Origin of the sequence: Novosphingobium sp. TH158 (genome assembly GCF_002855555.1) — a bacterium.
GTDB lineage: Bacteria > Pseudomonadota > Alphaproteobacteria > Sphingomonadales > Sphingomonadaceae > Novosphingobium.
Genome location: NZ_PKRT01000001.1, coordinates 2,114,215 through 2,135,222, shown reverse-complemented (window position 1 = coordinate 2,135,222; position 21,008 = coordinate 2,114,215). Strand labels below are relative to the sequence as shown.

The window sequence follows — 21,008 nt, the reverse complement described above, 5'->3', positions numbered from 1 at the left end:
CAGCGGAAATGCGGCCAGCGCCAATCGTCCCGGGCCCATGCTCCATGCGCTGCTGCAGGCCGCCCTTGGCAACAGCGAAGCCACCGGTTAGCCCGGCAGCATGAAGACCTTGCGCGATCCCGATTGTCTTTTGACCGAAGGCCTTGCCGCGATCCGGGCGCAGTTCAAGGTTCCGCCCGGCTTTTCGCCCGAACTGGAAGCTGCCGCCGGAGAAGCGGCACGGCGCAGGCCCGATTCGCACCGTGATTGCACGGGCAGGAATTTCGTCACGCTTGATCCCGCAACCTCGACCGACCTTGACCAGGCCTTCACCATCGAGAGGTCCGGTGCCGACATGGTGCTGCACTATGCCATTGCCGATGTCGGCTGGTTCGTCCGTCCGGGCGAGCCGCTGGACCTTGAGGCAAGAACGCGCGGCACCACCTGCTACCTTCCTGATGGCAAGGCATCGCTCTATCCGAGGGCACTCAGCGAAAGGGCGGCAAGCCTGCTGCCGGACGGAGATCGGGCTGCGGTTGTCTTCACCGTGCGCATCGATCCCGATGGCAATGCCCGCCTGCAAGGGGTGGAACGCTGGCTGATCCGCAGCCGGGCCAAGCTTGCCTACGAGACAGCGCGCGACGACGAATTGCCCGACGGCTTTGCCGAGATCGCCCGCCGCATCGCGTTGGCGGAAGAGCGGCGCGGCGCGGCCCGTGTCGACCCGCCCGAGCAGGAAGTCTCGCGCGATGCCGATGGCCACTTCACCCTGCAACTGCGCCCGCAGGTGCTGGCAGAACGCCGCAATGCGACGCTTTCGCTGGCCACCAATCTCGCGGTGGCGGAAGCGCTTTGGCAGGCGGGGACGGGCCTGTTCCGCGTGATGGCGGGACCGGGCGACAAGGCGATCCTGCGCCTGCGCGGCACGGCCAAGGCCTTCGGACTCGACTGGCCCGACAGCCTCCCGCTTGCCGAGTTCGAGAAACGCCTGGACCCTGCAAGCCCGCGCGAATCGGCCTTCCTGATGGCGGCCCGCCGCGGCGGCAACGGCGCCAGTTATGTGCCCTTCATGCCGGGCGAGAGGCCGTGGCACGCGGCCATGGCGGCGAGTTATTGCCATGTTACCGCGCCGCTGCGCCGGCTGGCCGATCGGCATGTCATCGCCGCAGCACTTGCCGTTGCCAACGGCCTGCCCGTTCCCGATGAATCACAGGCCGCCTTTGCCGAGCTTCCCCGAATCATGGCCCGCGCCGAAGCGCGCGACGGGCAGGTGGACCGCGCCGTGGTTGACCTGGCCGAAGCCGCCATACTGGCCGGCCGCGAGGGCGAGCGCTTTTCCGCGGTCGTCACCGATCTCGGGGAGGCGGGCGCCCGTGTCCAGTTGTGCGATTTGCCGGTCGTCGCGCGGGTGACCGCGCATGGCGCATTGCCCGGCGACCCCGTGACCCTGCGCCTGATCCGCGCTGAGCCGGCACGCCGCGAGATTGCATTCGAACGGATCGCGTAAATCCCGTTGCGCCCGCGCGCCTCTGTTGGTAGGGCCGCGCCTTCCCAAGCGGGAGCGTCGCAAAATCGGAAGGCCCGATGGCGGAGTGGTGACGCAGCGGACTGCAAATCCGTATACGCCGGTTCGATTCCGGCTCGGGCCTCCAGACGCAGAAAACCGGCCGTTGCGGGGCCGGAAAATCCTTCAGGCAAAGATCGTGGAAGGCATGGCGCAACCGGCTTCGGGCTGGAGCGGGTAAGGGGAATCGAACCCCTCTAGCTAGCTTGGAAGGCTAGTGCATTACCACTATGCTATACCCGCGAGCCCGGCGAACCGTGCGGCTTTGCGCTTTCTACAAGTCGGGCAGATTCGTCAATCGTCTTTGCAGGCCTGTTTGCGCCGCGCATCGGTCCACGGTTGTCTCGGGCACGGGCCTGTCCTAGCTTCCGGGCAATACCTGCGAAAGGCTATCGAGGCATGACCACCCCGCTTCACCGCAACATCGAATGCAGCCCGGCCGAATGGGAAGCGCGCCAGCAACTGGCCGCCTGCTACCGCATCTTCGACCTGTTGGGCTGGTCCGAATCGATCTACAACCACATCTCGCTTTCAGTGCCGGACGAGGAAGGCGCATTCCTGATCAACCCCTTCGGGCTGCTCTATTCCGAGGTCTGCGCATCGAACCTGGTCAAGATCGACATCGATGGCAACACGCTGGACGGATCGCCCTTCCCGGTGAACAAGGCCGGCTTCACCCAGCACGCCCATTTCCACCGCCACCTGCCCTGGGCCCGGGCGATCTGCCACGTCCACACCACCGAGACGATGGCCGTATCGAGCTATGAACACGGGCTGCTGCCGTCGAACTTCTACGCCTGCGCCTTTGTCGGCCAGATCGGCTATCATGATTTCGAAGGCGTGACTGTGCGCGCCGAAGAGGGAGAGCGCCTGATCGCCAACCTGGGCCAGCATCGCGTCCTGATGCTGCGCAATCACGGCCCGGTGGTAATGGGCGAGACCCTGCCGGAAATGTTCTTCCAGATGTGGGCCCTGCAGCGCGCCTGCGAGATCCAGTGCGCCACGCTTGCCATGGGCAAGCCGGTCCTTGTGCCTGACGAGGTGATTGCCGTGCACCAGCGAGACCTGAGCCAGGTGCAGCTGCCCGGCGGCCCCGGAGCCCCCGATTTTGCCGCCTGGGTGCGGCGGGTGGACCGGGTGGACCGATCATGGCGCGATTGAGCGGCACCGGCCGGTAACCGCTTTCTTCACTTCCCCTTCCCCGCGCGAGGCCCTAAATCCCCCGCATGGCCGTGCTGCCGATCACCCCCGCGCCGTTCTTCGGCAACAAGAACCAGGCCTTCTGGCGCCTGCAGGCCATTGGCTGGGGCGGGGCGCTGCTGCTGCGCGCCATGTCCTCCATCGCCGGCGGCCAGCAATGGTCGTTCCTGGTCTTCGTGGCGATCGAGGCAGTGACGGGATTTTCGATCTCGCTGATCCTCGCGGTGATCTACCGCCAGCTGATCAATCGCCGCCCGCTGGTGACATGGGGGGTGACGGCGCTGGTCCTGCCGCTGGCGGTGATGCTTTACGCCTTCATCGATGCCTGGGTGTTCAGCCTGGGGCAGAACGATGGCGATACCAGCTTCACCCGCCTGCTGATCGGCGTCTTCTACCTCAACGCGACGCTGCTGGGTGCGTGGTCGGCGCTCTACTACATGATCAACTTCTACGTGCAGGTGGAAGAACAGAACGACCAGATGCTGCAGCTCGAGAACCAGGCGACCTCGGCCCAGCTTGCCATGCTGCGGTATCAGCTGAACCCGCACTTCCTGTTCAACACGCTCAATTCGATCTCCACGCTGGTGCTGCTCAAGCAGACCGAGCCGGCCAACGCCATGCTGACGCGCCTGTCCTCGTTCCTGCGCTATACCCTCGCCAACGAGCCGACCGGGCGGGTGACCGTGGCGCAGGAGGTGGAAACGCTGAAGCTGTACCTCGATATCGAGCGCATGCGCTTCGAGGAGCGGTTGCGCACCCGCTTCGAGATCGACGAGGCGGCCATGCCGGGGCTGCTGCCCTCGCTGCTGCTGCAACCGCTTGTCGAAAATGCCATCAAATATGCCGTCAGCCCGCAGGAGGCAGGGGCCGAAATCACCGTCACGGCGCAACTCATCGGACCAGCCCTTCGGATCACCGTCTCCGACACGGGTCCGGGATTGCAAAGCGGGGCGGCAGACAACAGGCTTGCCGGCGTGACTTTCGATGGCGGTGAACAGGTTTCAACGGGCGTCGGCCTCGCCAATACGCGCGACCGGCTGGCGCAGGCCTATGGCGAGGAACATCGCTTCGAGATCGTCGATCCGCCCGAGGGCGGCTTTTGCGTGCTCATCGAAATCCCGTTCGAAAAGCGCGAGGCGCCGCCGCCGATTGCCGGCGCGGGCGCGCCGCAGCTTGCCGTTGCGGCCAGCTGACCCCACATGGGGAAATACATCCACCCGGGGGGGCGTGATGAAAAGGGAATGCAATGACCATCCGCACCATTCTTGTCGATGACGAGAAACTGGCGATTCAGGGGCTGATGCTCCGGCTCGAGAAGTTTCCCGATGTCGAGGTGATCGAAACCTGCTCCAACGGGCGCGAGGCGATCCGCAAGATCAAGACCGAAAAGCCCGACCTTGTCTTCCTCGACATCCAGATGCCCGGATTCGACGGCTTTTCGGTGGTCAAGGGCGTGATGGACATCGAACCGCCGCTGTTCGTCTTCGTCACCGCCTATCAGGAACACGCCGTGCGCGCCTTCGAGGCGAACGCCGTCAACTACCTGATGAAGCCGGTGGACGAGGACAAGCTGGCCGACACGCTGGACCGCGTGCGCACCCGCCTGGCCGAAAAGCGTTCGGCCGAAGAGGCGGAGAAGCTCAAGACCGTCCTCGCCGAAGTCGCGCCCGACGCGATGGACGCCCTGCCCGAGGAGGAGGACCCCAATGCCGGCCACGGTGCGGGTCGCTTCGAAAAGCTCATCAACATCAAGGATCGCGGTCAGATCTTCCGCGTCGATGTCGATTCGATCGAACACATCGAGGCGGCGGGTGACTACATGTGCATCCGCACCGCGGACAACAGCCTGATCCTGCGCGAAACGATGAAGGACCTTGAACGCCGGCTCGATCCGCGCGTGTTCCAGCGCGTCCATCGTTCAACCATCGTCAACCTCAACCAGGTGCGCCAGGTGAAGCCGCATACCAATGGCGAATGCTTCCTCGTGCTCGAATCGGGCGCGCAGGTGAAGGTCAGCCGTTCCTATCGCGACGTAGTCGCCCGCTTCGTGCACTGAGGGCCGACATGGGGGGATTTTCCGTACAGGGGTTCGACCTGCCGGCCTTTGTCGCCGCCACTCTTGCCGAGGATCTTGGCGAAGGCTGGCCCGGCGGCGGGCGGGACGTGACCAGTGAAAGCGTCATCCCGGCAGAGGCGCGCTTTGCCGGGGTGATGGACAGCCGCGATGCGATCGTCGTCTGCGGCCTGCCGATCGCCGAAGCGTTCTTCCGATCGCTCGATCCGGACATGGAAATCGCGCTGCTGTGCGAAGAAGGCCAGTCCGTTCCGCCCGGCACCGACCTGATGCGCCTTTCCGGCAACGCGCGCGCCATGCTCACGGCAGAACGCGCAGCGCTCAACACGGTGCAGCACCTTTCCGGCATTGCCACGATGACGCGCGACTATGTCCGCGCGATGGGCGAGACCCGGGCCGTGCTGCTCGATACCCGCAAGACCATTCCCGGCCTGCGCCACCTGGAAAAATACGCCACCCGCACCGGCGGTGCCCAGAACCACCGTTTGGGGCTGTGGGATGCGGCGATGATCAAGGACAATCACGTGCTGGTCGCCGGGGGCGTTGGCGAGGCCGTGCGGCGAGCGAAGGCAGCCGGGGTCGAACGGATCATATGCGAAGTCGATTCGATCGACCAGGTCGAGGCCGCACTGGTCGCGGGGGCCAATCACCTGCTGCTCGACAACATGAGCACCGACGAACTGCGGGCCTGCGTGGCGCTGGTCGGTGGCCGGGCACCTTGCGAGGCATCGGGCGGCGTGCGGCTCGACACGATTGGCGCGATTGCCGCCACCGGCGTGGACTTCGTCTCGGTCGGCCGGCTGACACAAAGCGCGCCGGCGGCGGACATCGGGCTGGATTTCACCCCGCTGTAATGTGATCCGCAAAGAACAAATGGCTTGAAACGGAGGGGCGCATGAGGCCGGCATCGATCGTGAATTTTGACCGTCTCTACCTCGTGGCGACGGCACTGGGGCTGGTCAATTCGTTCATGTCGCTCGAGCGGTTGCAGGCGGTGGTCAATGCCAGCCCGGCGATCCGGGCAATGGGCGCCGGTTCGGGCGTGGTCCTGGGGGCCATTGCTTTTGGCCTTGCCATCCAGCTGCTGCTCTGGTTCCTGGTCGCCCATCGCGCCAGTTCGCTCGCCCGCTGGATCCTGGTTGCTTTTACTCTCCTGGCCTTGCTCAACCTTCCCGCGGCACTGCGCCAGCTGGGCCCCGGCGGGGGCCTGGGGATCATGGTCAGCCTTGCGGTCGAATCGCTGCGGCTGGTTGCGCTCACCTTCCTGTTCCGCTCCGATGCGAAGGCATGGTTTGCCCAAGGGCGGACCTCGCAAGGCTGATTCGCAGCGATGACCGTCAGGGGGCAGCGACAGGACAGGGGCTGGCAATCACGCCCGCCCGCGCTCCATGCCGGCACCGTCTTCGCCTTTGCCTCGGCAGTCGTCATGCTGCTCGACGTGAAGACCTGGATCGACATGGCGCAAAGCACGGCGGACTGGTCGGCATCGCCGCTGCAACAGGCGGCACCGAATCTCCTCGTGGCAACCGCAGTGATGGTGCTGGCAATCTGGCTGTTCGGCAGGCCCTCGCGGCGGGCGCTGGCGGCCATGCTGGCCTGTTGCGCCTGGCTGGCCGGGGCCGCCTCTGCCCACGTCGATACGATCCTCGATCCCGCACAGGCAATCGACCTGCCCCATTCGCGGCGATTGCTGGGCGCGAGCTTCGGCCTCGTCCTCGCGCTTGCCTGCCTCGCCCATGCCGTGCTCAGGCGGGGGCGTCCTGCCATTGAGAGGCTGCGCAATGATTTCAGCTAGGATTGCCGCCATGGTGCTGCTGGCATCGGCAACGCCTGCCTTCGCACAGGCATACCAGTGTCGCGTGCCCCAGCGGATCGAACCGCCCGCGGCCCCCCGGCAGGACGGTCCTGAGCGCCGCACCGCGCTGGGCGGCTATGTGCTGGCGGCAAGCTGGTCGCCCGAATACTGCAACACCAACCGCCGCGCGGGCGGATCGATGCAATGTTCCGGCTCGGCTGGCCGATTCGGCTTCATCCTTCACGGCCTGTGGCCCGAAGCGCCGCAGGGAGCACCGCCGCAGTGGTGTTCCAGCGGAATCCGCCCCTCTGTCGAGGAGCTTCGCCGCAACCTGTGCATGACCCCCTCGCCCGAATTGCTCGAGCATGAGTGGGCCAAGCACGGATCCTGCATGGCAAAGACCCCCGAATCCTATTTCGCCACCGCGCGCGGGATGTGGAACCGGATCGCCTGGCCCGATGCCGACCGGCTTTCGCGCAAGCCGGCGCTTACCGCGGGAGACCTGCGGCAGGCCTTCATCGCCGCCAATCCGGGTTGGACACCGGGCAGCATCGCGATTCGGCTTTCCCAGTCCGGCTGGCTTCGCGAGGTGCATCTGTGCCTCGATTCGCGGCGCAAGCCTGCGCGCTGTTCGCGCCCCGGTGCGCGGGACGGACAGGCGATGAAAATCTGGCGCGGGCTCTAGCTGGCTGCCTGCTTCAACGTCTGGCGGCGAAGAAATCCCGCAGGACCTGCCCGGCCTCTGCCTCGCCCATGCCGGAATAGACCTCGGGCCGGTGCAGGCACTGGTCCTGCTCGAACACGCGCGCGCCATGCTCAACCGCACCACCCTTGGGATCCGGCGCAGCGTAGTAGAGCCGCGCGATCCGCGAATGGGCGATGGCGCCGGCGCACATGGCGCAGGGTTCCAGCGTGACCCACAGCTCGCAACCTTCGAGCCGCTCGTTCCCGAGCGCCTTGGCAGCAGCGCGAATCGCCAGCACTTCGGCATGGGCCGTGGGGTCGCAAAGCCCGCGCGGAGCATTGTGGGCGGCGGCGATTACATTTCCGTCCTTGACGATGACCGCACCGATCGGCACCTCGCCCGCAGCAACGGCTTTCCCGGCTTCTGCCAGCGCAAGCGCCATGGGTTCGGGAAGCGGCCAGCGGTTCATTGCCTCGGATTGGCCGGTATACCTTGACCGTTCAAGGGTGAATCGCTAAGGGCGCGCCTTCATCCGGAAACGGCACAACGATTCAAGCGAGAAACTGACATGTCCCGCATTTGCGAACTGACCGGCAAGGGCCGCATGACTGGCCACAACGTCAGCCACGCCAACAACAAGACCAAGCGCCTGTTCCTGCCCAACCTACAGAACGTGACGCTGATGTCCGAAGCGCTTGACCGCAGCTTCAAGTTCCGCGTTTCGACCCAGGGCCTGCGCTCGGTCGAACACGTTGGCGGCCTCGACAACTGGCTGCTCAAGACCTCTGACGAAAAGCTCTCGACGAGCGCGCAGAAGGTGAAGCGCGAGCTGAAGAAGAAGGCCGCCGCCTGATTCTTCCCGCCTGAAGAACGCATGGGGCGTCCGGGTTTCCGGGCGCCTTTTTGCATGGTGCCCGGCAAGCCATCTCAGGCACGTTGACGGCCCAGCGCGGTTCTGCCAGCCATGGCATTCCAACCGCTTCAGGGGAGCCGTCCATGCCCATTCCCGTTCGCCTGCCGCTTTGCGCCGCCGCCCTCGTCGCTCTTGCCGCGCCGGCGCTGGCCAAGGACAAGGAAGAACCGGGCACGGCCCCGCCAGCCACGTACCAGGCCGTGCTGGACTGCCAGAAGATCACGGATGCCGCTGCCCGGCTGGCCTGCTTTGACCGGTCCGTAACGGCCATGGCCGATGCCACGCAGAAGAAGGACGTGGTGGTTATCGACCGCGCGACAATCCGGGAAACCAAGCGCGGCCTGTTCGGCATCAGCCTGCCCCGCATCAAGCTGTTCGGCGGCAACGACGATGTCGAAGTGAACCAGATCGAAAGCACGATCTCCGGCACCAGTTCGGCCAAGGACGGCATGTCGGTTTTCGTGCTGGCTGACGGATCACGCTGGAAGCAGACCGACGGACGCTACACCTATCCCAAGCCCGGACAGAAGATCGTGGTGAAACGCGCCGCGCTTGGCAGCTTCATGGCCAATGTGAACGACCAGCCCGGCGTGCGCGTGATTCGCCTGCCCGACTAGGACAGGCCGCTGCGCCTATTCGGACGTGTTCCAGAACTTGCCCTGCATCGCTTCGTAGGTTTCGCGAGCATTGCGGTTGCCGGTCTCGTCAGACGCTTCCCACTGCCGGTTCGTCCGGCAGGAATAGAGCCGCTTCACCAGCGACCCGATCTCGGGCGAGCTGACGCAGCGGATATAGAACGGGTGCTTCTTGTCGAGATTGGCGTTGAAGGCGCGGATCTGTTTTTGCGACATCACCTTGGGGTCGGGTTCGACGAGCACCACCGGAGTTGCCGGGGTGGCCGCTTCAGCAGCGCCGAGGAGCATGGACAGCAGGAAAGACATGGGCATCTCCCGGATTATCAGTTCTGGCCGTTCGACCAGCCCTTTTGCAGGCCTTCAACCGCCTCGCGAGCACTGTCGTTCCCGATGCCCTCGATGCGCGCCCATTCCTGGTTCGTGCGGCAGGTCATCTTGCCCTTGACCAGCGATCCGGTTTCCCGCTCGCGGCGGCAGCGGATATAATTGGGGTGCTCCTTGGTCAGGCTGGCGTTGTAGGCCTTGATCTCTGACGGCTTCATCTTGATCGGGCCGGTTGTCAGTTCAGGTGCGGCACCGGCGGCGGTCGAAACAGCCAGCAGCACGGCAAAGGCGGAAAAGCGCATCGAGCACCTCCTGTCGGTTCAAACCAGCAGATTAGACCCGCAATCGGGCACGGGCAAGAGCTCAGGCCAGTGGCGAGGTGCCTGCCAGCGCGCCGTCCGCCGCGACGAAATAGTCGACCAGTGCCCCGCGCTCCCGCTCGGTCAGGTGCGGGTTCCAGGTATCGAGGATCAGCACCGCCCGCCTTCGGTCGGAGGGATTCACCGCCTCGTGATCGATGGTGTCGTCGAAGGCAAAGGCCTTGCCCTCTTCCCAGGCACGCGTCTCGTTGCCGACGCGGAAGGTGCAGCCGGGAGGGATATCGAGCGCCAGGTGGATGATCGCGCGCGTGTTCGTCACGCCGGTATGCGGCGGGATGTGGCTGTGCGGCTTGAGCATCGAGAAGAAGGCATTCGGCGCACGCCCCGGAATCCGCGCCAGCGGAAGCCGTTCAAGCAGGGCCGCAGTCTGCGGGCAGCGATCGGTTACCGGCAGGTTCTTGCGACCGTACTCCCACAGGAAGCAGGCCGCCCAATCGAGCGAGCCATCAAGCTTGCTCCACTGGCTTTGCGGGGTGCCTTCATCCATCTGGACGTAAGGGCGGATCACATCGCCCGGATCGGCAAGCAGGGCTTCCAGCTCCGCCTTGATCACCGCATGGTGGGCCTCGAGCTCATCGAGCCAGGGGAAATGCCGCCGGTCAAAGAATTCGTCTTCGGGGATGAAAGGATAATAGGCGCCGGCGCACTGGTTATGGAAAACCTGGCGTTTGCCCAGGGCCGTATCCACAAAGGCGCGGATGCGCCGGCTCTCGGTTTCGTCCCAGTCGGCAGCCTGCCCCTGCAGGGCCGCATCAATCCCCTGATAGAGCCGCTCCTGCAATTGCCGGCAGTAGGCGCGTCCGTGATCGAGTTCCTCGACGACCTGCGGCGCCAGACCGGGCATCTGCGCAGCAAGTTGCTGCACACCGCTCCACGCAATCAGCGCCTGGGTTTCCTCGCCCATTCGCTGAAGCACCTGCGCCATGCGCAGCTGGGCGCCGAAATCGGTGCGGTCGAGGGCAAGGGCGCGTTCCAATGCCGCCTTTTCCGCTGCCGCATTACCGGCAAGACGCCAAGCGTGCGCCAGATTGGTCCACAAGGGGAGGGCGGCTGGATCGGCCTCTGCCGCACGGGCGAATGCCTGCGCCGCCCCAACCGGGTCGCCGGCACGCATTGCAGCCATGCCCTGCGCGTTCGCCTCCTGCGCAAGCGCTGGATCGCTCATATATCTGCCCCCTTGGCCCTATGGATATGCCACGCATCACCCCGAGGCAAGCGGGTTGCAGCGGCGGGAAAGCCTGCCTAGGGTCTGGCCGATGACCATGGCGGCCGACCTGCTCCGCGATCCTGAATGGCTGGCGCACCGCTACGTCGAAAGCGACGACGCTTTTCGTTTCCTGCGCCTTGAACGCAAAGCGCACGAGGCAGCGCCCTTCCTGACCGACGACTACCTTGGATCCTGCGCACAGGGCGGCGACGTTGCGGCAGAGCAATGCCTGGGATTGACCGGGGATGTGCCGCTGCACTTCCTGTTTCATTCGGCCTTCTGCGGCTCCACCCTGCTGGTCCGCGCACTCGACGTTGCCGGGGTCTCCATGGGGCTGAGCGAACCGCAGGTGCTCAATGACGTGGTAGGCTTTCGCCGGCGCGGGGCCGATCCACGGGCCGTGGCCCGCATGGCAGACATCGCGACGAGGCTGATTGGACGGCCCTTCGGCCAGGGTGAGGCGGTGATCGTCAAGCCGTCGAACGTGGTCAATCCGCTCGCCCCCCTGCTGATGGCCTTGCGGCCGAAGGCGCAGGCCGTGTTCCTCCACGCTCCGCTGGAGACCTTTCTTGTCTCGGTGGCGAACAAGGGCCTGCATTGCCGGATCTGGGTCCGCGAACTGCTGGCCGGCTATCTCCGCGAAGGCGTGGCAGAGGGCATGGGCTTTACCGCGGAGGACCATTTCCTGCACAGCGACCTGCAGGTTGCGGCCATCGGCTGGCTGGCACAGCACCGCCTGTTTGCGGCCCTGGCTGAGCGGGTCGGGCCGCGCCTTGCCAGCCTTGACGCTGACCGCATGATTGCCGACCCGCAAACGGCCATCGCTGCCGTGGCCGCGCATTACGGACTTTCGCTGGACCCGGCGGCGGTCGCGGCCAAAGCGAACTTCTCCCGGCATTCCAAATCAGGCGACTCCTATTCGGCAGAACGACGCGCAGAAGACTACGCCCGCGTCCGTGCCGCCCACGGTGAAGAAATCGGCATGGTTGCCAGCTGGGCAGAAGCAGTCGCCAAGGCGGCGGGTATAGGGCTGGCGGCCCCCAATTCGCTTGTTCAGGCGTAACCGAACTTTTCCACCCACGGCTGCAGCACGGGCATCACCGGTTCGAGCCATTGGGCATAGGGCTCCCACTGCCGCGTCCCGTCATAGAGCCCTCGCCGGACCTGACCGACGCTTGCCGTCGCCACGCCGCGCTGGCGTGCCGTCCGGTCGAATTGCAGGACTGCGTCATCCCATTCGAGCCCGAGGAATTGGCACAACGCCCGTGTGGTCGGTTCGAAATCCCGGACAAGCCGGTGATAGTGAACCTCGAACGTGGTCAACGGCAGGCGCTGCAATGAGTGCTCGGTAAGCCGCATTAAGGCATCATAATGGCGCGCGGTATCCTGAAGCGTCGTGAAGTCGAGGGTGCCGCTGGTCATCGCGAACTGAGTGCGGAAGCAGGACCACACGACATCGCGGGGATCGCGACGCATGATGACGATCCGGGCCTCCGGGAACAGCCGCGCGATAAGCGGCAGGCGCGTGCCCTTGAGCGGGTCCATATCGACAAAGGCGCGCGTGCCGGGGGTAATGCCCGACTGGACGACCTTGGCCCAATAGGCGGTCCGCCAGACATTCAGCTGTTCCTCGCCGACAGTAGCGAATCGCGCCAGGGTGGCGGCGATTTCACCGGCATCGCCCGAGAGCAGGGCTCGGTCCGCTTCCGAAAGGGTCGGCCGCTCTTCGAGAGCCTCGACCCCCGGCAGCGAAGCCAGGACGTTTTCCATCAGTGTCGTGCCTGAGCGCGGGTAGCCGATCAGGAAAATATGCCGTTCGGCTTCCCCCGGCACCGGCGCTGGTCGAATCGCCTTCTCCTGCGCGAGATCCATCGCGGAAAGTCCGGTGTGGATGGCCTCGATGAATTCGAAGTGCCGCATGCGGCCTTTTGCAGCAGGTGCGTGGATCGCCGCAAAGTCCGCCTTGCTGAGCCGGTAGGCTTCGTATGCGCCGGCATGGTCGCCCAGACGGTGACGGGCATCGCCAAGCAGGCCGGCCGCAAGCGAGCGCTCGAAATCCGGCTGCAGGCGCGCGGCAACGATAGGCTCCAGCAGGGCGGCGGCCCTTGCAGGTTCGCCGCTTTCCAGTTCGACCGTGGCGAGCGCGGCGGCGGCGACGGCGTTGCCGGGATCGATCGACAGCGCGATCCCGGCGTGTGTCCGGGCGGTTTCGCCATCTCCCTCTCGCGCGGCAAGCGAGGCAATCCCGGCGTGGGCCGGCACCGCGTCGGGCGCCAAGGCGATGGCGCGGGCATAGCTGGCTCGGGCTTCCCGGTTTGAGCCCCCGGCACTCAGGATCGCGCCGCGTTCGATCCATGCGTCGGCATATTGGGGGGCAAGCGTGATGGCGCGGTCGCACGTGGCGACGGCTTCGCTGAGCCGACCGGTTTCCCGCAGGAATTTTGCACGCCCTGCCAGTACGGAAGGGTCGTCCGGTCCGAAGGCCATGGCCTTGCGGAAAAGCTCTTCGGCGGAATCGAGGTTGCCTTGCGCTTGCTGCGCCAGGGCAAGGATCATGTGATCGTAGCCGTCCGCGCGACCGGCATCATACGCGGCTTTTGACTGAGCGGCGGCAGCGGCAAGTTCGGGAGAGATCACCCGCGCACTAGGAAGCGGGTCCGCCCCGGTGTCAAGCGCATGAAAAAGGGGCGGGCATTGCTGCCCGCCCCCATTCTTTTCGTCTCGCCTAAGCGATCAGAACTTGACCTTGCCCGATACGGCGAAGCGACGGCCCAGAGCGTCGTAGGTCGACGGGTAGGTGTTGCCGCTGTTGTACGAGGTCGAACCGATCGTGTTGCCGACGATCGGCGGCTTCTTGTTCAGCAGGTTCTGCACACCGAAGGTGAAGGTGAAGTTGTCGTTCACGTTCCAACGCATGGTGATGTCGAAGTAGCTGTGAGCCTTGATCTTGCGGAACTCGGGCTCAACCATACAGCCGAAGTCGTCGCTGGTGGCATAGTTCGGGCACTGCTGGAAGGCAGCGTTGCCGATTGCCGAGGACGCCAGGCTGACGGGCAGCAGCACGCCAGCCGAGTTGCGGTTGGCCGCATCGGCCGCCGCAGCGTCATCTGCCAGCTGCTGGGGTTCGAACTGAACCGAGTCAACCCAACGCCACAGGAGCGAGAAGTCGAACTTGCCGTAGCTCAGCGTGTTGCGCCAGGAGAACTGCCACTTCGGCTGGATCGAACCGGTGAACGAGCAGTTCACCGAGTAGAAGCCAACGCACTCGCGGTTCAGGCCGGTCGGGGTAGCCTGGAACTTCGAGCTGTTCGTCCAGTTGCCGGTGAAGCTGGAAGACCACTTCACGTCGCCGAACTCGTGGTTGTAGTTCATGACCAGGTCGATACCGTCGGTCGAGAGCTTGCCCAGGTTGTCAAGCGGGGCGAAGAGGCCCTGCGTGATGGCCGGGTCGCCGTCGAGTCCGCCGGTGATCGGGTTACGACGGATAACCGTACAAGCCGGGTTCGTCGCGCTGGAGGCGCTGATGCTGCCGAAGCAGGCCGAGATCAGGTCGCCCGGAAGCGGCGCGCCGATCACGTCCGTCACCTTGATGTTGTAGTAGTCCACAGACATCGAGAAGCGCGGCAGGAACGACGGCTGGAAGACCGCACCGACCGTCCAGGTGTTGGCGGTTTCCGGCGTGAGGTTCAGGTTACCGCCGGTGGCGATGTTGGCCTGAGCCGCAGTCGGGTTGGTGATCGAACCGATGGTGCCAAGCGGAGCGCCCTGTGCAAGACAGATTGCGCGCAGGTTGGCGTTGCTGACCGGCGCGGTGCCGGCGCAGGGGTCGATACCCAGGTTGGTCAGGCCGACGGTGAGCGGGTTGAACAGCTCGAAGATGTTCGGTGCACGAACAGCGTGAGCGTAGTTGCCGCGCAGCTTCAGGTCGTCGTTGATTTCCCAGGCGAGACCGGCCTTGTAGGTCCAGGTTTCGGTGCTGCCAGCGCCATCGATCTTGTACTTCGAATAGCGCACGCCGCCGTCGAGCGTGATGCTCTTGGCGAAAGCAGCGTCTTCGACCAGCGGAGCGACGAGCTCGGCGTAGGCTTCCCAGACGTTGTAGCCACCGTTGATGTCCGGAGCAGCGCCGCCCGCACCACCGAGTTCACCCGGGGTCTTGGCCAGCGTGTCCGAAGCCTGCTGGGCGGTGTAGTCGCGGTATTCGGCACCAAGAGCGAAGCTTACCGGGTTGGTGGCGAGGTTCAGCGGCAGGTCGCCGCTGACGAGGCCGCGAACCTGGGTGAGTGCGGTCTTGACCTGGGTGGTGCTGTTCGCGGTCAGGAACTGCGCCATGGCCGGGGTGATCGAACCGGCATCGCCGAACAGGTTGATCGGAACGCAGCCATTGGCCGTGTTGGTGCAGACCGGGTTGGCGGCCGTGCCGTCAACCAGGGCGCCCTGGCGCCAGCGCGACTGCAGGGTGTAACCCTTGATCGTCTGGACCTTTTCCGATTCACCGTACGAAGCGTTGACGTCCCAATCGATCGAGTCGGTCAGGCGGCCACGCAGGCCGACGCGGTAGTCGAAGGTGGTGGTCGAGTAATCGCTGACGCGCGGACCGACTTCGACCGAACGACGGTTGAAGGTGATTGCCGGGTTCGGGTTGTAGCCTTCGCCAGCCGAGATCACGCCATCGTTGTTCACGTCGAACGCGACGGTGGTGCCGCCGGCGCCGATCACGCGATAGCGCGGATCGCTCGGACCGGTGGCCAGCGCCGCAGCGGCGCAGGTCGCGGTGTCGAAGCGCGGGGTGTAGATGTCCGGACGCGGGTTGACGTCGAATGCGCAGAACTGGTTGCGCAGGGTCGCCGGCAGGAACGGGTTGTTCAGGTTGATGTTCACCGAACCGCCGAACGAGCCCGAAGGCGCGATGATGGTCGAAACGGTGTTCTTCGAGAACAGGCCGCGGGTGTAGACTTCAACCGAATCCGAGATCTCGTAGTTCGCCTGGGCGAAGATGTTGTAACGCTTGAACGGCGTCTGGAAGATATTGTACGGATTGAAGTTGAAGAACGCGAAGGTGCCGACGCCGGCGCCCGCTGCGTTGACCTGGCGCAGGCCGCCGTTGGAGGCGCCGCCCGTGTTGGTCGTGTAGATCGGCGTACCATCGGGGTTACGCAGGCCGCCCCACAGCGATTCCGGAGTGGTGTTCGGCGTGGTGGTGCCCGAGATCAGCGGACGCGTGCCAGCGAAACGGCTGGGGACCGAGGTACCCGAACCGCCGGCGCCGCCGGTGTAGGAACTGATCTGGTCGATCGAGAAGTCACGGTCGCCCTGGTAGACCGGGTCGGACTTCTGGTAACCGATCGACAGCACGGCGTTGCCGCGGCCGTCTTCGAAGTTCGCACCAACGGTGAGGTCGGCACGGAAGAAGTTGCCGTCGCCCTTTTCGGTGATCTGGTCGCTGAGCGACAGGTCAACGCCGGCGAAGTCCTTCTTGGTGACGAAGTTGACGACGCCGGTGATGGCGTCCGCACCGTAGGTGGTCACGGCAGCGCCGGTCTGCGAGTCAACGCGGCTGATCAGGGCCAGCGGGATGTTGTTGAGGTCAGCGCGGCCGCTGAGGTCAACCGGCACGATGCGGTTGCCGTCGAGCAGGACGACGTTGCGGGTCGAGCCGAGACCGCGAAGGTCGACGTAGGACGAACCGCCGTTACCGTTGTTGACGGCCGAACCGATGTTCGGAACGAAGCCCGGGATCTCGCGCAGAACTTCTTCAGCGAGGTTGGACTGCTTGAGTTCGATCGTTTCCGACGTGGTCACGTTGACCGGGTTCGCCTGAACGAGGTTCGGATTCTTGATGAGCGAGCCGGTAACAACGATCACGTTGTCGTCTTCGGCTTCGTCAGCAGCGTCTTGCGCCGCAGCCTGGGTGCTGATCAGCGCGAGGCCGAGCACCAGCGGTGCCGAACCCGCTTTCAGCGCGGAAAGAGTGGTTTTTTTCACAGTCCAGTCCCTTTGTTTCACGGGCTCCTGATGGCTCATCCATCAGGCCCCCTGTGCAATCCCGGTGAGTGGATCGGGCCCCCTGCGCAGGCACCTGAAAGTGGCACAGGCGCAGGACTCCCAACCGGGAAAGATAGAACTTATTGGCGGAAAGCCTTGGTTGCAGCAAAGATTTTGGTTGCTGGCGAAAGCATATTCCCGGCAACTGTTGCCAAACTACAACAAGCTGCGTCACGTTGCTGACACTACCGCGGAGCGGGGAACCCGGCGAGGGTGGAACTTTATGTCCATTCACCGCTACATCCCGCACGAAAATTTCACTTCCGGTCGCCAGTCTAACGAAGTCTTGTTCGGCTTGACCAGTTTTGCAGCCGCCAGGACTGAGTAATTACCCTTGTGGCGGAAGGAAAAGCAGCGGATCGAGCTTCGCGTCGCGCCACTTGAGCGCCCAGTGCAGGTGCGGGCCGGTGGCGCGCCCGGTCATCCCCACCCAGCCGACAAGCTGCCCTTGCTTCACCCGGTCGCCTTCGCGCACGGCGAGGCGCGCGCAATGCAGGAAAGCGCTGCTGAGGCCCGCACCGTGATCGAGGATCAGCAGGTTGCCCTCAAGCGTGAAGGGCGACGCCGTGGCAAGCACGACAACCCCGTCGGCCGGCGCCATGAATGGCGTGCCGCTTGCGCCGGCGATGTCCAGGCCGCCGTGATAGGAGCCGGGCTTGCCCTGGTAGACCCGCTGAGACCCGAAACGGCCGCGCAATGCGCCCTTCAGGGGCCAGGCCATTGCTTGCCGCCATCCGGCAGCATCGGTGGACCTGGCCCGCGCTGCACCGATCATGGCCAGTTCGCGCCCGCGAATTTCAGCGAAGCTGGCGTCGGGCAGGCCGGGCGGTCGGAAAGGGGCGTTGACATGTTCGATCCGCCAGGCGCGCGGCGCGATGGAGAGCGTGCGGCGGATGACGGGCAGATCGCCCCGGCGCGCCACAAGTTCCGCCATGGGGCCGGAATCGCGATCGAAAGCGATGAAGAAGCTGCCGTCGGGCTCAAGCTCTACCGGCTTGCCACCGAGAGCCACCGATCGCGCGCCGAAGGGCGCCAAGCCACGCAGCCAGCCGCCCTGGACCTGCTGGCCGATCAGCGTGAAGTCATTGGCCAGGCGAACAGGCAGCGAGGGAGCGGCGGCCGGTGCCGGAGCCTGCACCGGCTGCGCCATGGCGACACTGACGTTGCACGAACCGGCTGCCAGCACCACCGCTGCCGCCACCGGGCCGGAGCCCAGGCTGCGGATCATGTCAGTCCACTTCCGCAAGCCGCTTGGTGGCCACGGTGCAGGTGGCATAGGCTTCCTGGTGCTCGACGCTCCAGTAGCGCAGCACTTCCAGCTGGATAGGCTCGCCCGTGACCGCGCACTTAACATGAGTGCCAGGGGCTATGACGCGGAAGCCATTGGCTTCGTATCGCAGGACGGCAAGACGTTCGGATGAAGACATCAGCATGCCCGCAAGCCTAGCGCGCCCGTTGCCTCAAAGCAATTTCGGCTGGTCGGGATTCGCCTTCGGCTGCGCCGGTTTGGGATTCGCTGGACGCGGCACTGGCGATTCGGCACCTCCGGGCGCAACCGCGACCACGCCATCGTGGAAATGGAGGGCCAGCCGCGCTTCCTTGCGCGCGGCGGCGGCGGCCGTCAGCGTCCGGCCATCGGCCCCTGTCACCCGCGCATAGCCGCGCGCGAGGACATTGTCGGGATTGAGCGAGGTCATGACCCGCACCATCGCGGTGAGCCGGTCCCTTGCCAGCGCCACCCCCCGTTCGACCAGCGCCGGGCTCAGGCGCAGGGCCGCCAGCCGTTCCGCCGCGCGGTCGCGCCGGGCCATGAGCAGGGGCGTGGAAAGCCGCCCCGCGCTCTCGGAGAGGCGCTGACGGGCAAGAACGATACGGTCGCCCAGGCCACGGCGCAGCTTCTCGCCTGCCTCGTCAAGCTGCTGCGACGGCAGCGCCAGCAGCGCCTGGGGTTGTGGCAGTCGCTGGCCGCGCGCCTCCAGCCGTTCGCGGCCAAGCTGGACCGGGCGCATAACCGCCTTGCGCTTGCGCAGGGCCAGTTCGGCCAGCTGGTTAAGCAGGTCCGAACGCACCGGGACGGCCAGCTCCGCCGCAGCGGTTGGCGTCGGTGCGCGCAGGTCGGCGGCGAAATCGGCAAGGGTCGTGTCGGTCTCGTGCCCGACGGCCGAGATCACGGGGATCGGCGATTCGGCAATGGCCCGCACCACCGCCTCCTCATTGAAGGCCCAGAGATCCTCGATCGAGCCGCCGCCGCGCGCGACGATGAGCACGTCCGGCCGTGGCACCGGCCCTCCCGCGGCAATGGCGCCGAAACCGCGCACCGCGGCGGCGACCTGTTCTGCAGCCCCCTGCCCCTGGACCAGCACCGGCCAGACGATCACGCGGCTGGGCATCCGGTCGGCAAGACGGTGGAGAATGTCGCGGATCACCGCTCCGGTGGGCGAGGTGACCACGCCGATCACCTGCGGCAGGAAGGGCAGGCGGCGCTTGCGTCCGGGGGCGAACAGCCCTTCGGCCTCGAAGCGGGCCTTGTTTCTCGCCAGCAGCGCCAGCAGCGCGCCTTCCCCGGCGATTTCCATGCGTTCGATGACGATCTGGTAGTTCGACCGGCCCGGATAGGTTGTCAGCTTGCCGGTAGCGATCACCTCAACCCCGTCTTCCGGGCGGAAGGACAGGCGCTGCACCGTGCCGCGCCACATCACGCCGTCAAGCCGCGCGCTCTCGTCCTTGAGGCAGAGGTAGAGGTGACCCGAGGCGGCCATCTTGACCCCCGACAGCTCGCCACGCACCCGCACATAGGAAAAGCGTTCCTCCACCGTGCGCTTGAGCGAGGCAGAAATCTCGCTGACGGACAGAGGCTCGGCGTTGCTGGAGCGCGACTCCTTCGCTACGAGCCCGCCAGCATCATCAAGGTCATCGAAAGGCGTAGGCGGCGACATGAATATCCTGCTGATCGGAAGCGGCGGGCGCGAACATGCGCTGGCATGGAAGCTGGCGCAATCGCCATTGTGCGAAACGCTTTACGCTGCACCGGGCAATCCGGGAATGCTGGAACACGCAAAACTGGTGACGGTCGATCCGGCCGATCATGGCGCAGTGATCGCGTTCTGCCAGGAGAAGGCGGTGAGCTTCGTCGTCATCGGCCCGGAAGCGCCGCTGGTCGATGGACTGGCAGACAGCCTGCGCGCCGCCGGGATCGCCGTATTCGGCCCGTCGAAGGCGGCGGCCCAGCTCGAAGGCTCCAAGGGCTTCGTCAAGGATCTCTGCGCCCGCGAAGGAATCCCTACTGCCGCCTATGCGCGCCATTCCGGCAAGGACGCGGCGCTGGCGGACCTCGCGCGGTTCGGCCTGCCGGTTGTCATCAAGGCCGATGGCCTTGCCGCCGGCAAGGGCGTGATCATCGCCGAAACCGAGGCAGAGGCGCGCGAGGCAGTGGAGTTCATGTTCTCCGGCGGCTTTGGCGAAGCCGGTGCCGAAGTCGTGATCGAGGAATTCATGACCGGCGAGGAGGCCAGCTTCTTTGCCATCTCGGACGGCACCAATGTGCTGCCCTTCGGCTCTGCGCAGGATCACAAGCGCGTGGGTGATGGCGATACCGGACCGAATACCGGCGGCATGGGTGCCTATTCGCCGACCGGCGTCTTTACCCCCGAGATCGAGGCCGAGGTGATGGAGCGGATCGTGCGCCCCACCGTCAGCGCGCTGGCTCGCGACAACATGCCCTATCAGGGCGTGCTCTTTGCCGGGCTGATGCTCACGGCCGAGGGGCCGAAGCTGATCGAATACAACTGCCGCTTCGGCGATCCCGAATGCCAGGTACTGATGATGCGCTTCGAGGGCGACCTGGTTGACCTGCTCCATCGCGCCTCGCAGGTGGATGGCCTGAAGGATGCACCCCCGGTCCGCATGCGCGATGCCACCGCGCTGACGGTGGTCATGGCCGCCAGGGGCTATCCCGGCACGCCGGAAAAGGGCGGCACCATAGACATGCGCGCACCCCATAACGGCCGCGTCTTCCATGCGGGCACGGCCACTGTCGACGGACAACTGGTTGCCAATGGCGGGCGTGTGCTCAACGTGACGGCGCTGGGCGCCAATGCTCGCGAAGCGCAGGCCCTGGCCTATGCGGCTGTCGATGCCATCGACTTCCCGAGCGGGTTCTGCCGCCGCGACATCGGCTGGCGAGAGGTCGCGCGCGAAAGCGCGTGAG

Annotated in this window: 21 protein-coding genes and 2 tRNA genes; 13 read left to right on the top strand and 10 right to left on the bottom strand. The window is 65.4% G+C overall.

Annotation, left to right across the window (positions count from 1 at the left end; genetic code table 11):
• Window positions 1-100: 100 nt before the first annotated feature.
• On the top strand, window positions 101-1,486 hold the full coding sequence (locus C0V78_RS10580; RefSeq protein ID WP_101797682.1) for an RNB domain-containing ribonuclease: 1,386 nt from the start codon (window positions 101-103) through the stop codon (window positions 1,484-1,486).
• 71 nt (window positions 1,487-1,557) lie between these two features.
• A tRNA-Cys gene (locus C0V78_RS10575) sits at window positions 1,558-1,631 on the top strand.
• Window positions 1,632-1,712: 81 nt separating this feature from the next.
• Here C0V78_RS10575 and C0V78_RS10570 read toward each other — a convergent pair.
• Window positions 1,713-1,786, bottom strand: a tRNA-Gly gene (locus tag C0V78_RS10570).
• Window positions 1,787-1,942: 156 nt separating this feature from the next.
• Here C0V78_RS10570 and C0V78_RS10565 point away from each other — a divergent pair.
• The 7 genes from C0V78_RS10565 (at window position 1,943) to C0V78_RS10535 (ending at window position 7,297) form a co-directional block, all read left to right on the top strand.
• The gene (locus tag C0V78_RS10565) at window positions 1,943-2,704 is read left to right on the top strand and encodes a class II aldolase/adducin family protein (RefSeq protein WP_101797681.1); all 762 of its coding nucleotides are present in this window, start codon (window positions 1,943-1,945) and stop codon (window positions 2,702-2,704) included.
• A gap of 65 nt (window positions 2,705-2,769) precedes the next feature.
• On the top strand, window positions 2,770-3,936 hold the full coding sequence (locus tag C0V78_RS10560; protein ID WP_101797680.1) for a sensor histidine kinase: 1,167 nt from the start codon (window positions 2,770-2,772) through the stop codon (window positions 3,934-3,936).
• Between the two features lie 53 nt (window positions 3,937-3,989).
• Window positions 3,990-4,799 (top strand): LytTR family DNA-binding domain-containing protein, encoded by an 810-nt coding sequence (locus C0V78_RS10555; RefSeq protein ID WP_101797679.1) that lies wholly within the window; start codon window positions 3,990-3,992, stop codon window positions 4,797-4,799.
• Between the two features lie 8 nt (window positions 4,800-4,807).
• The gene (gene nadC / locus C0V78_RS10550) at window positions 4,808-5,671 is read left to right on the top strand and encodes a carboxylating nicotinate-nucleotide diphosphorylase (protein WP_173843380.1); all 864 of its coding nucleotides are present in this window, start codon (window positions 4,808-4,810) and stop codon (window positions 5,669-5,671) included.
• Window positions 5,672-5,730: 59 nt separating this feature from the next.
• Entirely contained in the window at window positions 5,731-6,138 is a 408-nt protein-coding gene (locus C0V78_RS10545) for a hypothetical protein (protein ID WP_144039878.1), read from the top strand.
• Between the two features lie 9 nt (window positions 6,139-6,147).
• Complete coding sequence (locus C0V78_RS10540; protein WP_101797677.1) at window positions 6,148-6,612, top strand: hypothetical protein; 465 nt, start codon at window positions 6,148-6,150, stop codon at window positions 6,610-6,612.
• Entirely contained in the window at window positions 6,599-7,297 is a 699-nt protein-coding gene (locus tag C0V78_RS10535; RefSeq protein WP_254049890.1) for a ribonuclease T, read from the top strand. Before C0V78_RS10540 ends, C0V78_RS10535 begins: the two co-directional genes overlap by 14 nt.
• A gap of 13 nt (window positions 7,298-7,310) precedes the next feature.
• Here the strand turns inward: C0V78_RS10535 and C0V78_RS10530 are convergent, their stop codons facing one another.
• The gene (locus C0V78_RS10530) at window positions 7,311-7,766 is read right to left on the bottom strand and encodes a nucleoside deaminase (RefSeq protein WP_101797675.1); all 456 of its coding nucleotides are present in this window, start codon (window positions 7,764-7,766) and stop codon (window positions 7,311-7,313) included.
• A 99-nt stretch (window positions 7,767-7,865) separates the two neighbouring features.
• On the opposite strand from C0V78_RS10530, the gene rpmB reads away from it, so the two are divergent.
• Window positions 7,866-8,150 carry a 50S ribosomal protein L28 gene (rpmB, locus tag C0V78_RS10525; RefSeq protein WP_101797674.1) on the top strand — a complete coding sequence of 95 codons (285 nt, stop codon included), beginning with the start codon at window positions 7,866-7,868 and terminating at the stop codon, window positions 8,148-8,150.
• Between the two features lie 143 nt (window positions 8,151-8,293).
• Window positions 8,294-8,827: a hypothetical protein gene (locus C0V78_RS10520; RefSeq protein WP_101797673.1), complete on the top strand. Its 534-nt coding sequence runs from the start codon at window positions 8,294-8,296 to the stop codon at window positions 8,825-8,827.
• A 15-nt stretch (window positions 8,828-8,842) separates the two neighbouring features.
• Here C0V78_RS10520 and C0V78_RS10515 read toward each other — a convergent pair whose 3' ends face one another.
• The 3 genes from C0V78_RS10515 to C0V78_RS10505 all read right to left on the bottom strand — a co-directional run bounded on the left by C0V78_RS10515 (window position 8,843) and on the right by C0V78_RS10505 (window position 10,714).
• Window positions 8,843-9,151, bottom strand: a complete 309-nt coding sequence (locus tag C0V78_RS10515; protein WP_101797672.1) for a hypothetical protein — start codon at window positions 9,149-9,151, stop codon at window positions 8,843-8,845.
• A 17-nt stretch (window positions 9,152-9,168) separates the two neighbouring features.
• On the bottom strand, window positions 9,169-9,471 hold the full coding sequence (locus tag C0V78_RS10510; protein WP_101797671.1) for a hypothetical protein: 303 nt from the start codon (window positions 9,469-9,471) through the stop codon (window positions 9,169-9,171).
• A gap of 61 nt (window positions 9,472-9,532) precedes the next feature.
• Complete coding sequence (locus C0V78_RS10505; RefSeq protein ID WP_101797670.1) at window positions 9,533-10,714, bottom strand: aspartyl/asparaginyl beta-hydroxylase domain-containing protein; 1,182 nt, start codon at window positions 10,712-10,714, stop codon at window positions 9,533-9,535.
• A 91-nt stretch (window positions 10,715-10,805) separates the two neighbouring features.
• On the opposite strand from C0V78_RS10505, the gene C0V78_RS10500 reads away from it, so the two are divergent.
• Window positions 10,806-11,819: a hypothetical protein gene (locus C0V78_RS10500; protein WP_101797669.1), complete on the top strand. Its 1,014-nt coding sequence runs from the start codon at window positions 10,806-10,808 to the stop codon at window positions 11,817-11,819.
• Here C0V78_RS10500 and C0V78_RS10495 read toward each other — a convergent pair.
• The 5 genes from C0V78_RS10495 to xseA all read right to left on the bottom strand — a co-directional run bounded on the left by C0V78_RS10495 (window position 11,810) and on the right by xseA (window position 19,737).
• Complete coding sequence (locus tag C0V78_RS10495; protein ID WP_101797668.1) at window positions 11,810-13,393, bottom strand: sulfotransferase; 1,584 nt, start codon at window positions 13,391-13,393, stop codon at window positions 11,810-11,812. The genes C0V78_RS10500 and C0V78_RS10495 overlap by 10 nt on opposite strands.
• A gap of 96 nt (window positions 13,394-13,489) precedes the next feature.
• Window positions 13,490-16,741: a TonB-dependent receptor domain-containing protein gene (locus tag C0V78_RS10490; protein WP_254049889.1), complete on the bottom strand. Its 3,252-nt coding sequence runs from the start codon at window positions 16,739-16,741 to the stop codon at window positions 13,490-13,492.
• 388 nt (window positions 16,742-17,129) lie between these two features.
• Window positions 17,130-18,029, bottom strand: coding sequence for a M23 family metallopeptidase (locus C0V78_RS10485; RefSeq protein ID WP_101797666.1), 900 nt, complete (start codon window positions 18,027-18,029; stop codon window positions 17,130-17,132).
• A gap of 1 nt (window position 18,030) precedes the next feature.
• On the bottom strand, window positions 18,031-18,234 hold the full coding sequence (locus C0V78_RS10480) for a DUF2093 domain-containing protein (protein ID WP_101797665.1): 204 nt from the start codon (window positions 18,232-18,234) through the stop codon (window positions 18,031-18,033).
• 27 nt (window positions 18,235-18,261) lie between these two features.
• Complete coding sequence (xseA, locus tag C0V78_RS10475; protein ID WP_101797664.1) at window positions 18,262-19,737, bottom strand: exodeoxyribonuclease VII large subunit; 1,476 nt, start codon at window positions 19,735-19,737, stop codon at window positions 18,262-18,264.
• Between xseA and purD the strand changes: the two genes are divergently transcribed.
• On the top strand, window positions 19,736-21,007 hold the full coding sequence (gene purD / locus C0V78_RS10470; protein WP_101797663.1) for a phosphoribosylamine--glycine ligase: 1,272 nt from the start codon (window positions 19,736-19,738) through the stop codon (window positions 21,005-21,007). The genes xseA and purD overlap by 2 nt on opposite strands.
• Window position 21,008 lies beyond the last annotated feature (1 nt).